The sequence below is a fragment of the Bacillus sp. FSL W8-0640 genome (assembly GCF_038007725.1).
Lineage (GTDB): Bacteria > Bacillota > Bacilli > Bacillales > Bacillaceae_G > Bacillus_A > Bacillus_A cereus.
This window is the reverse complement of the sequence record NZ_JBBOXT010000001.1, coordinates 4741952-4756760: the sequence shown is the minus strand read 5'-3', so window position 1 is coordinate 4756760 and position 14809 is coordinate 4741952. Positions and strand designations below refer to the sequence as shown.

Sequence of the window (14809 nt, the reverse complement as noted above, 5' to 3'; positions counted from 1 at the left end):
ATGTGAAATTACATTGCACTTTCTACTAGTTTTTTCATATACATATCAACTTCGTGAAAGAATATGGACTCTTTTTCCTTAGTATTCAGATGCACGGTGCAATGTAAATATTGCTGTAAGTAGCGATTAGCTTGTTCGTACTGTTTTAATTTGTAGAAAGAAAAACAAGTAAGAAGTAGAAACGCTTTTTCTTCTAATATTGGAACGACAGCTAGTACCGGAGTAATGGAATGTATATTTATTTCCACTAAATTTTCATAAGATGTCCACGTTTGAAACCAGTCGAAAATAGTAGAAAGGTAATTCGGAATGTTGATAGTTTCATGTGAAACATTATGCAATAGCTGGTTCTGTTTGATATGTATAGGCTCTATTCTCGTTTGTAGAATGCAATCGAATATTGAAATGTTTTCTTTTATTTGTAATTGGTGCGTAATAAGCTGCGGGAGACCGATAGGGTGGACTCCTATATTTATATAAAAGTCATCTCCAAACTGGCTTTTTTGTATGTTAATGAGCTTATAAAATCCGTTTTCAGCTTTGAAAAATGTATGTCTTTTTTTCTTAAAGCCGAGTGGTTTTAAAGTGGCGTGTAAATTTGTAATAAAATCTTGCTCCTTTTTAGAGCCAGGCTTATTCTTCGTCATATCCATAAGTAGTTAAGTTTTGTAAGAAACTTTCAAAGTTAGGTGCTAATTCAATAATTTCCTCAAACTCATTATCGATAAATATAACTGGAGGATTTTCAGCTACATTTCGATAGTCTAATGCAATCCATGTATGTCCATCACCAGATAAAAGTATGATATTCTCAGGCATTTCCCATTCTCGAATTAAATAGCGGCTCTCTAAAATACTAGATTCATTTTCATCAAAAGAAATACCATATAAACCAGATACATTAACGTGATCGTCTGCCCAAGAATTTGGCTTTGAAGTAGGGTGAACATCGAGACGAAGAGTTCCCCCATTTTGTTCTTTTAGAAGGTTTATATATGATTCTGGAAGCTTTACGTTCAGTACTTCTTCTGCTTTTTTGATTAGTTCATCGTTAATGGGTGCTAGTTTTAAATAGTCATCGTCTGCCCAAATTGTACTCTTCATATTCGATCACCTCAAATAATAGTTTTAAGAATCTTATGTCATATATTATAGTTAGTTTAGATAACATGCAATAGAGGGAGGGACGGAGTATGGATGTGTATGAATACCTCGATCACGTAAATTCTAAAGAAGATTTATTAAAATTTCTTGTATACCTCCAAAAGGATTTTAAAGTGAATAGAGATGAATGGGAGAATGTAGAGGTAGAGACTTATTTAGAGGCATTAAATAGTTGGTTAGGTTCTTGTGAATCGGTTTATATAAATCAAGGAGAGAAGTTTCCAGAAAATATTTCATGGAAGTTTATTGCTCAAATGTTACTTGCGGCAGCTCATTATGAATAAAATTAGATTTTTAAAAGATAGAATGGAGAAGATATCTTGATTAACCATAATAAAATTAAACAACTTTTAGCACATGTAGATCGTGCTGATGATAATGAAATTGAGCTAGAGTATGAATCTGAACCTATGACGATAGAATTGTTTAATAGTGAAGAAATAGAAGAAGGGCAACTTGGTTATAGTTTTGATGAAGAAGGACAAAGCTTAGTCGGGAATGAAGAAGGAGATTGGAAAGAAGGATGGATTGTAATAGGGATAGATTCATATCTTGGAGACCCGATTTTTGTAGATAGTAATGATGAGAACTGTCCAGTTTATACAGCTATGCACGGTGAGGGAGAATGGGAGCCGGAATGTATAGCGGAGCGTATAGAAGATATTATTGAGAAAGTGAAGGGGAATGTGCGAGAAATAAAATAGTATTTCAATGTGATTAAGAGGGAGGAAATGTAGTATATATTCACTAAAAAAGATGTATAAAAATGATTTTGATGCATCCTTTTTAGTGAATATATAAAATAATTAACTTAGTGTATTAAAGATATGATACATGATTATTTTAATATATTTAAAAGTAAAATGAAATAAGAAACGGATAATTGTCGGAATATATTCGATTTCCGTTCATTTTTATGAAATATGTGTACTTTTTGTTAGATTCCTTCATTTTGTGCATATACAATAAATGTATATAGAAATAAGAAAAGGATGATGTACGTGAAGGACACTGTTTTACAAGAAACGATTTCTCCACAAGAATTACATAAAGTTGTTCAAAAGAATACAGCTTATTATGACTTTAAGTGGGGGAAAGTAGAAAATCCAGCGCAAGGGAATACATGGAATTGGGTAGCCTTTTTCTTCCCAACTTTTTGGTTAGCTTATCGAAAAATGTATAAGTTATTTATTATATTTGCGTTATTGGCTATACCTAGTATAGTTATACCCCCTTTTATAGATATTCCAGGTGGGATTTATGTAACATTTAATTTAGCTCTTCAATTAGGAATGATGATATTTACTGGATGGCAAGGAAACCGTTTATATTACAAGCATGCTGTTCGTGTTTTTCGTAAGGGAGAAGATGCGTCTGATCATGAGAAGGCGTATTTCTTACAATCAAAGGGTGGCGTGAGTATTGCTGGTATGATTGGTTTACAAGTTATAGTCGGGATTGTGTTTGGGTTAGCTGCGTTCGGGCTGTCCTTTTTACCAACTGAACCGAATATTAAAAACGTTGTTCGTTCAAGTGGTGAAGGGGTTACGTTAGAGATTATGACTGATAATCCAACTTGGAAGTTTGTGAAGAAAGAAAAAGATTATGACGTAGTAGAGTTTACTGGTTATGATTATACAGAGAAGAAAAACGTGAAAATTAAATTTGCTGTTTATTTCGATGAAGATTATTTCGAGTGGCAAGAGATATATGAAGATAATAAGAAGTTAAGTGAAGAAGAAGTAGAAGAATATCAAATTTACATTGAAGAAAATAATTGGGGGTTCTAGAGGGAACTCATTCATTTTGAAAAGAAGAATCTTGTGAAGGTTCTTCTTTTGTTTATTAGGGGGAGAGAAATGATTTCAGCATGAATAGAAGCTCTAATAGGATCTATTAGTTTAAGTACGGGTTTACACACGAAAAAGATTGATGTTACATACGTTACTTGCGGCAGTATGAATGGTTTCGAATGACATATGAAGACGAGAAGTATCGAAAGTTATTTATTACGAACTACAAAGTTCGCTCATATTTACAAAGTAAGCTAAGAGTTCGATTGCTCGTAAAAAATAAAAATGCACAACGAAGATTTTTAAAATTAGTAGAAGAGCAAATAGAAAAACGGCATACAAATTGAAATTTTGTAAAATACAATAAAAAATGAGAATTTGAGGTAGGGTTGTCAATAACGTGAGACTATGGCACTATAAAGAAATGCTATACAAATTTTATTTATCGAGATGTAAACATCAATTTTGATTTTTACGTATAAATAATGAACGGAGGAAATGAATTTATGGCTACTTTACCAAATTGTCCAAAATGTAATTCAGAATATACGTATGAGGATGGCGTTCTTTTCGTATGTCCAGAATGTGCTCATGAGTGGGGCCAAGAAGCAGAAGCTGAAAATAATGATGGTGCAAAAGTTGTAAAAGATGCGAACGGAAACGTTCTTCAAGATGGCGATGCTGTTACTGTTATTAAAGATTTAAAAGTAAAAGGAACTTCTTCAGTTGTGAAGATCGGTACGAAAGTAAAGAGTATCCGTCTAGTTGATGGCGATCACGATATCGATTGCAAAATCGACGGTTTCGGAGCTATGAAGTTAAAATCACAGTTCGTTAAGAAGGCGTAAGTAAATAGAAGAGGAGGCGAATAGCCTCCTCTTTTTATTATGTCACTTTTTGTCGGTAAATCGATATTTCGTACAAAATCGTTGATATATTCTGAGTTATGATAGATATATTTGAAAAATCGTTGATATATTGCAAGTTATGATAGATATATTGAAAAAATCGTTAATATAATTTCACTCACCGAGAACGATGCATCATTTACCTCGCATCATAGTCAACCTCTTTCAATTGACATCGCTTATTAAAGAACGTTTTATATCCAAGCTGTAAAAAGATAATGACAGCAAAGGCAGTACTTCCAGAAATACCGAGTATGATGGCGATTTGATATTGAATGGCTGTGAATGGTGATACACCGGATAATATTTGACCAGTCATCATGCCTGGTAAGCTTATAATTCCCATTCCGACCATAGAATTAATTGTTGGTAAAATAGCAGAGTCAAAAGCGTCTCGAATGAGCGGAGCAGCAGCTTCTTTCGGTGTTGCGCCGAGCATAAGTGCACCTTCAATTTGACCTCTTTGCGATTTCATATTATTTAAGAACGTATTTGCACCAAGAGAAACACCAGTCATGGCATTCCCAACTAACATTCCTGTAATAGGGACGATATATTGCGGAGCATACCAAGGGTCATGACCGATAATAACAAAGATAAATAGTAGAAGTGGCCCAATTGATCCGGCGACCATGGAAAGGGCGGCTACTCGTTTTAATTCTTTAGACATTGGGATGTTAACTCGTTTATAAATATTAAAAATTGCAAAGGTAGTAATAGAAGTGATGAGAGCGATTGTATAAAATGGATTACTGTTTTCAAATACGTATGTAAGGACATATGCAACAAGTACGAGCTGAATGGTCATACGGAATGTTGCGAGCGCGATTTGTTTTTCGCGAGGTATTCCTTTTAATTTTACAAGTCCAATTAAAATAAGAATGAAAATATAGGCAGCTGCAAGTTGCCAAATTTGGAGTTCAATAACGCCCTTCAACTGAGAGCACTTCCTTTCTAGTTGCACCCTTTGTTTTGCTAATTTCAATAATATCATCTGCAATTTCTTCTGGAAGTTGTTGCGAGTGTGTGATGAAGATAACTGTTTTTTTCTTTTTTCGTGCTAGTTCAGTAAATTGTTTCATAACGCGGCGTTCTGTATCACTGTCTAATGCTGAAGTGGGTTCATCTAATAAATAGACAGGCGGATCCATAAGTACGATACGTGCAAAGGCAAGTCTTTGTTTTTCACCGCCGGATAATGAGGAGGTGCTATCTTCTAATTGCTTGTCTAAGCTAACGGTTTGTAATGCACTCCGCAGGGCATCATCATTTGGAAATGGTTTTTCAGAAAGACGAAGTCCCATTAATAGGTTGTCTTTAACGGTTCCATCAAAAATAGGTGGAGTTTGCCCAAGCATAACTACGTCACGACGTAATTGAATAGGGTAATAATCAGAAATTAATTTTCCGTTATATTCAATTGTACCGGATGTTGGGGATTGTAAATCGTTTAACATGCGAAGTAATGTGCTTTTTCCGCTTCCGCTTTCACCGATAATACAAGTAATCTTTTCTTTTTGAATCTGTAAATAAGGAATGTGTAGTATATCTTTATATATAACGTCTTTTAATATAAACATAAATCGCTCCTTTCTGATTCTAGTTATATCGTATCAAAAAAAGAGGGGAAAATGGTTATAACGAACAACGTTTTTTCTTCGTCTTGAGTTTTATTAATAAGTTAAGTAAACGATCTAATTCTTGGCTGAAAGAAATCACTTTATCATGAGTGAATCCGTATCGTTCAACGAGATAGATTAACTCTTTCTTTTTCGCTTCTATTCGATTGTTTAGTTTCGATAAGTTCATAAGTGGAATGTAATGCCTCCTACAAAAGTATTTATCACATAAAAAATAAGACCGAATGAATTCGGTCTTATTTATCACATAAAAAATAAGACCGAATGAATTCGGTCTTAAAGGAAAGAATAAAACAACTTACAAATAGCATACAATGTTTATCAATATTTTTTAATATAAAAATGAAAAATAAATCATTATAAATATTGAGAAAGATGTGTCTGATAATTTTTAAAAACTGATGCAAAGAGGCTGCCTACATAGTAGACAGCCTGTAAGGTATTAACCTTTATGATATTTGTACATCCAAAGAAGACCAGATTTTAATAATCTCGGTACACGTCCCATTAATGGTTGGTTTGCTAGTAAACCAAAGCCGTGCTTCTTACCAAGAGATCCTAGAACACCTTTTAATTTAATAACAGGTAGTTCATCCGGGAGTGGTTCATTATTCCAACGTTTTAATAATATTTGGACAATTTGTTCTCCTTGACCTTCAGCCAGTTGGGCAGATGGTGCATGTGGAAGTGCTGCGCAATCTCCTACAACGTAAACATGATCGTTATTTGGAATATTATGATATTTAGTTAAGACAACCCGTCCGCTACCATCTTGTTCAACTGGAAGGTTTCGAACAACTTCATTGGCTTGAATACCAGCTGTCCAAACGATTGCATCACATTCAAGTGGTTCATCGTGGTTGTACACAATATTTGGTTCTACTTTTGTAATGTTAGAGTTTCGTATGATGTTAACTTTATGCTTTACAAACCATTCTTCTACGTATCTACTTAATTTCTCTGGATATGGGAATAAAATTCTATCTTTTCGATCAAATAAATAGATTTTTAAATCAGAACGGCTTTCACGAAGTTCACTTGCTACTTCAACGCCACTTAAGCCAGCACCAACGACAGCTACTGTTGCATTTGGTTCTAGACTATTTAATTGTTCATATGTCTTACGTGTTTGTTCAATTGATTGTAGACTATGTGTATATTCTCTAGCTCCAGGAACGTTATGATATTTATCTTCACAGCCAAGTCCGATAATTAAATCATCATATTGGATCGCTTCGCCGCCATCAAGATGAACAGCTTTTTCTTCGAGGTCAATATTTGTTACTGTGCCGTATTGAATATTGAGGCGTGGGTGTTCAGGAAACGGTATACGAATATGCGTTTCTGAAATAGTACCCGCAACTAATGCATAATATTCAGTTTTGAAGCAATGATATGGTACTTTGTCGATTAATGTCACTTGTACATCATCCGGAAGTTGGTTGCTTGGAAGTAGCCTTTGCAGAATTCTCATTCCACCGTAGCCCCCACCTAGTATTACGAGGTGTTTCATGATGGATTACCCCTTTTCTGTTGAAATATCCCCTAATCATAAAATTTTATATTAATAAAATATTTTGACTTTACTCAATCAAATTATATCGAATTTGTGAACAAATAACAATGCATGAATGAATACTCTGTTGTACAATAAGAAGAAAAGTAAACTGTTTTTCTTTTTAAGTTACTCTTTCATTGTAAGTAGCATGTTATATAGAAGAAATCATCTACTTTGAAGTGAAGTAATGAAGTAACTAAATAGTTTAGACTGTGTAACGAAAACAACAAGAAACAGCTTAGTTTTCTTCTTATAGATAAAGTGAAAAGGTAATTTGTTTTGTAGTACAGGGGGGAGAATTTTGATTAAACCATTAATTGAATTTTGTGTAGGTAACCTTGCAAGTGGTTCACAAGCAGCTCTAGAAAAATTAGAAAAAGATCCGAATTTAGATGTAATGGAGTATGGTTGTTTAGGATATTGTGGCATTTGTTTTGAAGGACCATTTGCACTTGTAAATGGTGAAGTTGTACAAGGTGCAACAGTAGAAGAGCTTGTTAATAATGTATATGAGTATTTGGATGAAAATCCAATGTTTTAAGGTGTTGCGAATTAGTAGCACCTTTTTCATTAGATAAAACTTTATTTCGTGGGGAAGACTAATACTGAGTATTAGTCTTCCCCAATCGAAAATAGTAGGATAAATAAAAAAAGGCCCTTTTTAGAAGGGCTTTTTTCTTACACAAATTGTGTAAGAGTGGCTCATCGCCAAACGTTGTCAAATATGAGAAACGGGGGACATTCATATTGTGTTCTAAAAGCATGCATTTTATACTTAACCTAACAAATTATTTTTGGAGTGAATATAAATGAGCCAATTTTCTTTTACAAAAATGCATGGTCTTGGCAATAGTTATATATATGTAAATATGTTTGAAGAGCAAATTCCTGAAGAAGATTTAGCCCTTGTGGCCGAAAAGGTTTCAAATATTAATACTGGTATTGGAGCAGACGGGATGATTTTAATTTGCCCTTCAGACGTAGCTCCGGTGAAGATGCGTATGTTTAATAATGATGGTTCTGAAGGAAAGAGCTGTGGTAACGGTTTACGCTGCGTAGCGAAATATGCGTATGAGCATAAACTAGTAGAAGAAACAGTTTTCACAATTGAAACGTTAGCTGGTATTGTAACGGCTGAAGTAACAGTAGAAGATGGTGTCGTGACATTAGCAAAAATCGATATGGGAGCACCTCGTCTAACACGTGCAGAAATACCGATGCTTGGTGAAGGTGAAACACCATTTATTCGTGAAAACTTCTTATACAATAATCATCGTTATGCATTTACAGCTGTTTCAATGGGAAATCCGCATGCGGTTATTTTTGTTGATGATGTAGAAAAAGCACCTCTTACAACACTTGGACCAGTTCTCGAGACACATGAAATGTTCCCAGAGCGAGTAAATGTTGAGTTTATCGAAATTTTGAATAATGACGAGATGAACTTCCGCGTTTGGGAACGTGGATCTGGTGTAACGCAAGCTTGCGGAACAGGAGCGTGCGCTGCAGTTGTAGCTGCTATTTTAAATGGAAAGATGGAACGTGGTAAGGAAATTACAGTCCATTTAGCTGGCGGCGATTTAATGATTGCGTGGACTGAAGAAGGAAACGTGTTGATGAAAGGACCTGCGGAAGTAATTTGCCGCGGAGTGTATGAGTACAAGATAGAAGCGTAAAGATGTATAATGGACTAAGAACAGAAAGGAAGGTGTATTTCATGATTGAAGTAACAGAACAAGCAGCTTTTCAAATTAAAGATATGTTAAAAGATGCTGAAGATGGAGAGAAGTATGTGCGCCTTGCTGTACACGGCGGCGGATGTAGCGGTCTTTCTTACGGCTTAGGATTTGAAGTAGAACCAAAAGAAGACGACACAGTGCTTGAGTTTTTCGGTGTTGAATTTGTTATCGATACAGAAAGTGCTCCAATTGTTAAAGGAGTAAAAATTGACTATAAACAATCTATGCTTGGCGGCGGATTCACAATCGACAATCCAAACGCAATCGCATCATGCGGATGTGGATCATCTTTCCGTACAGCATCGAATGCTGGTAAGCCAGAAGAGTGCTAAGTTTTTAGCCAAAAAAGAAAAGACCTTTTTAGCGATAGAATAAAATCGTTAGAAAGGTCTTTTCTTTTTGCGTTAAAACAGGAAATGTATGTAAAGTTACTTTAGATCTTAATTTAAATGTTATTATATATGGTATATATGATTAATGCTGTGAATTCGAGATTCATATTGTTCATTTTAAGATAAGATTATGTAGAAAAAATGTAAATGATTAGCAAAAATATACTATTTATTAGTTATATTTAATGTTAATATTTGTAACGAAGATGATTGGCGAGGGCTGATTAAAGTTTCACTTTATACAAAAAAGGTGCATGAGCGAGAAGGCTATAGCAAATTGTATAGAACTGAATAGTTCCGTATTAATTAAAATACGTTGATTATTAGATATAAAAAACACCGGGGGGATTAGAGTGAAGTCATTTAAGAGAGTACTTATAGTAGGGATGGCGTTGACTACAGTATCGATTTTGGGAGCTTGTTCTAGCGATACAGACGTATTAACAAAAGCAGGAGCAAAGCAACCAGCGAAGGCGGAAGGTGAAGTACTAAAAGATCAGAAGAAAACACCTATGACTACGAGCAAACGTGAAAGTATTAAAAATGAGGATGCACCATCATCACAAAAGCGTTATATTTCTCATGATGAATCTCAAAAGATTGAGGAAGGGATGACGTATACGGATATTCTTAATACGATTGACTATGGTGGTGAGAACATAAAACATTATAATAACCATGAAAAACGCGTATTTTATACTGAAAAAGATACGGATGGTACATATGAAATTATGGTTGAATTAAATACATATGGTTATGTTGTAAACATTGAACGTACTGCTATAAAGGATGAAGATAAAGATACAGATAAAGAGAATCAGGTATTTACGAAACGTAGTGAAGAGCCTGTAAAGGAATATGAAGAAAAAAACGATCGTGTACCGTGGTATAAAGATGTAAATAACAATTCGGCAGCAGTAAGTTACAATCATTATTTGAAAATCAAAAAAGGTATGCCCGCGAATCAGGTAAAAGCTGCAATTGGACAGCCACATGTGATTGAGAAATATAAATCTTATTCAGTATATGACTATACTGGTTATGGTGGAGAAGGATCATTACGTGTAATCTTTGAACCGAATGGAACTGTTACGGATGTAGTGGAAGACGGTTTACCACGATAATAAATTAGTTACGGGAAGAATTGTAGTAAAGTTGTCTTTGATTTTATAAAGTTTTTGGGAGCATCTCCGAATATAGGTGAAAAAATAATTCTCTTAGCCATGTTAACTATAGTATTAGTATTTACCGAAGTTTCTTCCAAATTCAATAGCGTTATCGTGGATGTTGTTGTCGTATTATCTTTGTTGATATATACCGCAGTAGGGCAGAAATTGTAACTGGACGCGGAGGAGTAGCAGCTTCCTTTTAAAAGAAGGAGGAAAATATGATGGAGGATATTCTTGAATTTATAGGGAGATACGTAATTAAACCTATTATTAGTTTAGTGAGATATCTTGTAATAGAGATTATAATTGAGGGCATAATAGAAGGCGTAATAAACGGTATAAGGAAATTACGTGATAAGTGGCGAAATTGGCGTGAAAGACGTTATTGGCGGTAGTGTAGCTGATGAGCGTGAGAAACAAAAACGTTATACAGAAGCTTAATGGAATGACAATTTCTAAAGTGAAGAAATAATTATTATCTTACAAAAGTGTAATGTTCATGTCATGTTTTTGAATTTCTTCTTTAAGCTCCGGGCTTTAAGATAAGAATATAAGAAAAAACATATGAGGTGAAGGAAATGAAAAGATACATTGCACTATTTAGTATTTTAGTTGTATTTGCAAGTTTGTTAGTTGGTTGTGATTTAAACCGTATGGGTAAAGATGAGTATTATGTTCAAATTACAGTAGATGGAAAAGAATTTGATAGTAAAGCTAGTAATGGGCAGAAATTTAAAGATTATGAATATAAGCTGACTGGCTTTGATAAAGACGGTAAAGAGAAAGAATTAGAATTCATAGCTCAAAAAAATCTTCGTAAAGAAGCATTCCTACGCGTATACCACTCAGATAAAAAAGGTGTAACAGCTTGGGAAGAAGTGAAAAAAGACGAGCTTCCAGCGAAAGTGAAAGAAAAACTAAGTGTGAAATAAGACAGATAAAAAGGAATTGACGAACAGGGTCAATTCCTTTTTTTGTTTTCAAATTCTTCTTCTGAAATGACTTTAAATCCGTGTCTTTTAAATAAAGCAGTTGTCACTCCGAAACCAGTTTGCTTATTACCGTTAAATTCTCCAGTGTAAATCGTAGAACTACCACAAGATGGGCTGCGTTCTTTTAAAATAATATATTCTGGGTGTAAATCTTTAATTTGTTCTAATGCTTTATAAGCACCATTTACGAAAGCTGCTGTGACATCTTCACCATTTTTTGTTATCACTTTCGCTTTTCCGTCTAAAACGTCGTCGCCATTCCCGCCAATAATTTCAGCGGAAGGACGAGGTGTTGGTAGTCCTCCTAATACTTCAGGGCAAATGAGGACTGTATCTTCTTTTTGCAGAAGCTCCTCTATTTTTGAAACGAGATTGTCATTCCCGTCATAACGGCAAGCAATCCCACCTAAACAAGCGCTAATTACGATCATATTTTCATCTCCATTAAAAAATATTAACTATCACGCCAATTTCGCTTCCTGCCTCTTACTTATAAATGAGGTGATATAAATGGGAAGCTTATATAATTTAATGAAACCATATAGTGAATTTCGAAGTAAAGAAGAGTTTAATACATATCAAAAACAAGTTTTGAAGTGCTACCGATTTCAATTGAATAAAACTGATTCTATCATTATTCATTTTTTAGGAAAATATGCGGTGAATGAGAAACAAAAAACAGTAGGAGTCGCTTGTCCATTAATGGGGACGATTGCGACGAATGTTGGAAAGAGTATTCGTACAGTACGCCGTTCAATTGCAAAGTTAGAGGAACTAGGAATTATAAAGCGTGTTGCAACAAAAGAAAGGCATAAACGCGGCGGGTATAGTGCGAACTTATATGTATTTCTTACATCTGCGATTGACCGCATGGATGACCGTATGAAAATGTCCGCTTGTAAAACTGAGGATAATGCAACTGGCTGTAGTAAAAATGAGCAAAAAATTGCTGGGGAAACAATTCTTTCTAAAAACATTTCACAAATAAAAGAGAAAAGAAAAGGAACGTATGAGCTTGATGAGACGTATTGCCGTCATGATATACCGAAGCCTTTTATATACGCACTGGTGCCGATGACGAGTAATCCGAAGAAAATTAATATATTTTGGAGTAAGGTCGAGCTTGCGTATAAAAAGAGTGGGTTACTAGAACAAGGTGTTTTACTGGAGCAAATATTAGCTGACGAAGAAGTGTATGGAAATTTAATTTGGCGCGTGAAAAGTGTTGTAAGAGCATATAAATATGGGGAAATTCGTAAAGACATTGGGGCACTTTTATACAGTACAGTGCGAGATTTATTTTTAGAGGTTGGATTAGAATGGGGAGCAGCATTAAGGAGAAGTAAGGGAATATCACTATTTGATCCATTCAAAAAAGAGCCATGCGTATAATACATGACTCTAAGTGGCTAATCGAACTTCCTTACAACTGGAACACGAATCGCTACAAATAGTACGAAGACGATAACAGCTATTGCACCACTTTTCATAACGGTTACGATTGGAATTCCCATTGCAAGTGCAAGTGATGTGAATGCATAAGAGAGCGGGATAAAGCCCATTGATGATAGCATAAGTAAACTCATTACGCGTCCCATCATTTCTTCTTTTACTGTCGATTGAATCATTGCCATAAGCGGTACAATCGCCATTGCGATTGTAATACCATAAAACATGCCGGCTAATAGTGCTTGCCAAAGTACGGTACTAAAGTTGATAGCTAAGAAGAATATACCAGACAATAGCATCATGATAATACAAAATAGACCGCGTCTACGATTAATATTTTTTAAACCGACAATGACAGCACCGATTGCCATTCCGCCACCTACAGATGCTTCTAAGTAACTAAAATGGAGCGAATCACCATGCAGAACGTTTTTAACAAAAAGCGGGAAACCAACTTGCATCGGGCCGATTAAAAATAAGTTTAAAAAAGCGCTACAAATAAGGAAAGTTGAAAGGAATGGCGATTCCTTTACATATAAGATTCCTTCTTTAATGGAAGTGAACATACCTTTATCTGTATCTTTTTGTTCTGGCATCGTAAATTGTATTTTTTGAACGAGTATGGCAGCGACAATCAGTAATAAAATCGTAATGGAAAAGATTGTCTCATAGTTCGTAAATTTAATGAGAATACCACCAAGTACAGGGCCTAAGATGACCGATGCTTGGTTCGTCATTTGTGTAAGTGAATTTGCTTGTGTTAACCGGCTTTTTTCTACCAATTCCGGTAAGATAGATCCATCCGCTGACCAGAAGAAAGCATCAGCAAGTCCAAAGAATAAAGCGAATAAAGCAAATGTATATAGTGTTACATCACCGACAATGAACCATGTGAGAATGGTTGCGACAAGAATCGCTCGAATGATATTGGAGTAAAACATAATGTTTTTTTTCGGGAATTTATCAGCTACAGCGCCGCCGACAATCATAAAAATAAGCCTTGGAACACTAAGGGCTACGAAAACAACACCGAGTGAAGCTTCAAGGTTTAATGTTTTTGCTATGTACCACGTTTGTGAAAAAGTAAAAAAGGCTAAAGCAAAGCTTGAAAAAAGAGTAGCTGCCCAAAGAAAAAGGAAATTCGTATTTTTTAATAACGGTTTTCCGCTTCCTTCTAAAGCAGTTTTATTTTGTTGTAGTTCCTCCATATTGCTTCCTTTCTATGTGACGAATTTAAACTAAAAAACTTATTAACAATCGTTTTATACAGTTTCTAATATTTCTATACTGCACTTTCTCATTGTAGACAATAATAATGAATTTGCCCAGTAGCTATTTAACGACAAAAAAAGATGCCGAATGGGCATCTTTTTTTAGGCTAACGCAATATAAATATCCAATTGAACGTTGTTTGGATCTAACGCTCTTTCATCGTAAAGCTCAAAGTCTGTTGTGAAGGCACGTTTATTTTCTTTCGACCATTTCCAAATATATTCCCAAGCTTCACAAACGACTTCAGCAACTGGTCCTTTTCTTGTTGTAAATACCGCATATGTAGCGGCAGGTATTGTTAAAGTTGTCATATTTTCAGGAACGTCTTCTAATGAAGAAACAGGCATACCGATTGTAAATTGATATGTACCGGTTTCATCTGATTCGTAGTTTGAGTAGAAAGCGAATGTTTCTTTCGTTTGTTGATTTGGGATGTGATGCATCATTTGTTCTTGAAAGTATCGGTTCCAAAGTTGTGGAATGTTTCCTTCAGTAGATGCCTCTTTTTCATTAGTCGTCGTAACCGAAACGCCGATTGCGTGGAAAGCTTCTTTTTTTACGATAATAGGTTCGTGTAGCATAAAAAATTCCTCCTTTTTTTTAAAAAAAAGAACATTTGTTCTTGTTTTAATATAACATATTTTTACATGTAACGGTTGTTATTTTTAGAAAATTTTAATCATAAAAAACAAACTGAAAATAACTAAAAAATGGTAAATTTTCTATTGTATGT

General features: G+C 34.8%; 19 protein-coding genes and 2 pseudogenes. 12 read left to right on the top strand and 9 right to left on the bottom strand.

What is annotated here, in order from left to right; genetic code table 11:
• Positions 1–8: 8 nt before the first annotated feature.
• Positions 9–647, bottom strand: coding sequence for a DUF4304 domain-containing protein (locus tag N2V80_RS24705; protein WP_061654818.1), 639 nt, complete (start codon positions 645–647; stop codon positions 9–11).
• A complete protein-coding gene (locus tag N2V80_RS24700; RefSeq protein WP_061654815.1) occupies positions 634–1104 on the bottom strand; it encodes an SMI1/KNR4 family protein in 471 nt (156 codons plus the stop codon). The genes N2V80_RS24705 and N2V80_RS24700 overlap by 14 nt, the downstream gene beginning before the upstream one ends.
• Positions 1105–1193: 89 nt before the next feature.
• On the opposite strand from N2V80_RS24700, the gene N2V80_RS24695 reads away from it, so the two are divergent.
• The 5 genes and pseudogenes from N2V80_RS24695 (at position 1194) to phnA (ending at position 3805) form a co-directional block, all read left to right on the top strand.
• Positions 1194–1448: a DUF7660 family protein gene (locus tag N2V80_RS24695; protein ID WP_000383681.1), complete on the top strand. Its 255-nt coding sequence runs from the start codon at positions 1194–1196 to the stop codon at positions 1446–1448.
• Positions 1449–1484: 36 nt separating this feature from the next.
• On the top strand, positions 1485–1868 hold the full coding sequence (locus N2V80_RS24690; RefSeq protein WP_000607080.1) for a hypothetical protein: 384 nt from the start codon (positions 1485–1487) through the stop codon (positions 1866–1868).
• 288 nt (positions 1869–2156) lie between these two features.
• Positions 2157–2954, top strand: a complete 798-nt coding sequence (locus N2V80_RS24685; protein WP_154695870.1) for a DUF2628 domain-containing protein — start codon at positions 2157–2159, stop codon at positions 2952–2954.
• 84 nt (positions 2955–3038) lie between these two features.
• Positions 3039–3304 (top strand): annotated as a pseudogene (locus N2V80_RS24680) (hypothetical protein).
• A gap of 159 nt (positions 3305–3463) precedes the next feature.
• Positions 3464–3805, top strand: coding sequence for an alkylphosphonate utilization operon protein PhnA (gene phnA, locus N2V80_RS24675; protein WP_000212737.1), 342 nt, complete (start codon positions 3464–3466; stop codon positions 3803–3805).
• Positions 3806–4004: 199 nt separating this feature from the next.
• On the opposite strand, the gene N2V80_RS24670 is transcribed toward phnA, so the two are convergent.
• The 4 genes from N2V80_RS24670 to N2V80_RS24655 all read right to left on the bottom strand — a co-directional run bounded on the left by N2V80_RS24670 (position 4005) and on the right by N2V80_RS24655 (position 7018).
• Positions 4005–4802 (bottom strand): ABC transporter permease, encoded by a 798-nt coding sequence (locus tag N2V80_RS24670; protein ID WP_000679260.1) that lies wholly within the window; start codon positions 4800–4802, stop codon positions 4005–4007.
• Positions 4786–5445 (bottom strand): ABC transporter ATP-binding protein, encoded by a 660-nt coding sequence (locus tag N2V80_RS24665; protein ID WP_000470265.1) that lies wholly within the window; start codon positions 5443–5445, stop codon positions 4786–4788. Before N2V80_RS24665 ends, N2V80_RS24670 begins: the two co-directional genes overlap by 17 nt.
• 55 nt (positions 5446–5500) lie before the next feature.
• Positions 5501–5674 carry an aspartyl-phosphate phosphatase Spo0E family protein gene (locus tag N2V80_RS24660; RefSeq protein WP_001054089.1) on the bottom strand — a complete coding sequence of 58 codons (174 nt, stop codon included), beginning with the start codon at positions 5672–5674 and terminating at the stop codon, positions 5501–5503.
• Between the two features lie 273 nt (positions 5675–5947).
• Complete coding sequence (locus tag N2V80_RS24655) at positions 5948–7018, bottom strand: NAD(P)/FAD-dependent oxidoreductase (protein WP_000682077.1); 1071 nt, start codon at positions 7016–7018, stop codon at positions 5948–5950.
• A 346-nt stretch (positions 7019–7364) separates the two neighbouring features.
• Here N2V80_RS24655 and N2V80_RS24650 point away from each other — a divergent pair, with 346 nt between their 5' ends.
• From N2V80_RS24650 to N2V80_RS24625, 6 genes and pseudogenes are all read left to right on the top strand, one after another.
• Positions 7365–7604, top strand: coding sequence for a YuzB family protein (locus N2V80_RS24650; protein WP_000595026.1), 240 nt, complete (start codon positions 7365–7367; stop codon positions 7602–7604).
• A 268-nt stretch (positions 7605–7872) separates the two neighbouring features.
• A complete protein-coding gene (gene dapF, locus N2V80_RS24645) occupies positions 7873–8739 on the top strand; it encodes a diaminopimelate epimerase (protein ID WP_000077397.1) in 867 nt (288 codons plus the stop codon).
• A 41-nt stretch (positions 8740–8780) separates the two neighbouring features.
• Positions 8781–9134, top strand: a complete 354-nt coding sequence (locus N2V80_RS24640; RefSeq protein WP_000573825.1) for a HesB/IscA family protein — start codon at positions 8781–8783, stop codon at positions 9132–9134.
• Positions 9135–9547: 413 nt separating this feature from the next.
• The gene (locus N2V80_RS24635) at positions 9548–10318 is read left to right on the top strand and encodes a hypothetical protein (protein ID WP_000834603.1); all 771 of its coding nucleotides are present in this window, start codon (positions 9548–9550) and stop codon (positions 10316–10318) included.
• Positions 10319–10729: 411 nt separating this feature from the next.
• Positions 10730–10798: pseudogene (locus N2V80_RS24630) on the top strand (methyltransferase); the annotation flags it as partial.
• A 143-nt stretch (positions 10799–10941) separates the two neighbouring features.
• A complete protein-coding gene (locus N2V80_RS24625) occupies positions 10942–11295 on the top strand; it encodes a YxeA family protein (RefSeq protein ID WP_000833145.1) in 354 nt (117 codons plus the stop codon).
• A 29-nt stretch (positions 11296–11324) separates the two neighbouring features.
• Here N2V80_RS24625 and N2V80_RS24620 read toward each other — a convergent pair whose 3' ends face one another.
• Positions 11325–11786, bottom strand: a complete 462-nt coding sequence (locus tag N2V80_RS24620) for a DUF523 domain-containing protein (protein ID WP_000635484.1) — start codon at positions 11784–11786, stop codon at positions 11325–11327.
• A 79-nt stretch (positions 11787–11865) separates the two neighbouring features.
• Here N2V80_RS24620 and N2V80_RS24615 point away from each other — a divergent pair, with 79 nt between their 5' ends.
• The gene (locus N2V80_RS24615) at positions 11866–12747 is read left to right on the top strand and encodes a helix-turn-helix domain-containing protein (protein ID WP_000535260.1); all 882 of its coding nucleotides are present in this window, start codon (positions 11866–11868) and stop codon (positions 12745–12747) included.
• A gap of 17 nt (positions 12748–12764) precedes the next feature.
• Here the strand turns inward: N2V80_RS24615 and N2V80_RS24610 are convergent, their stop codons facing one another.
• Together N2V80_RS24610 and N2V80_RS24605 are read right to left on the bottom strand one after the other, a co-directional pair.
• Positions 12765–14012 carry an MFS transporter gene (locus N2V80_RS24610; RefSeq protein WP_000391938.1) on the bottom strand — a complete coding sequence of 416 codons (1248 nt, stop codon included), beginning with the start codon at positions 14010–14012 and terminating at the stop codon, positions 12765–12767.
• A 165-nt stretch (positions 14013–14177) separates the two neighbouring features.
• Positions 14178–14657 carry a GyrI-like domain-containing protein gene (locus N2V80_RS24605; RefSeq protein WP_000902159.1) on the bottom strand — a complete coding sequence of 160 codons (480 nt, stop codon included), beginning with the start codon at positions 14655–14657 and terminating at the stop codon, positions 14178–14180.
• Positions 14658–14809 lie beyond the last annotated feature (152 nt).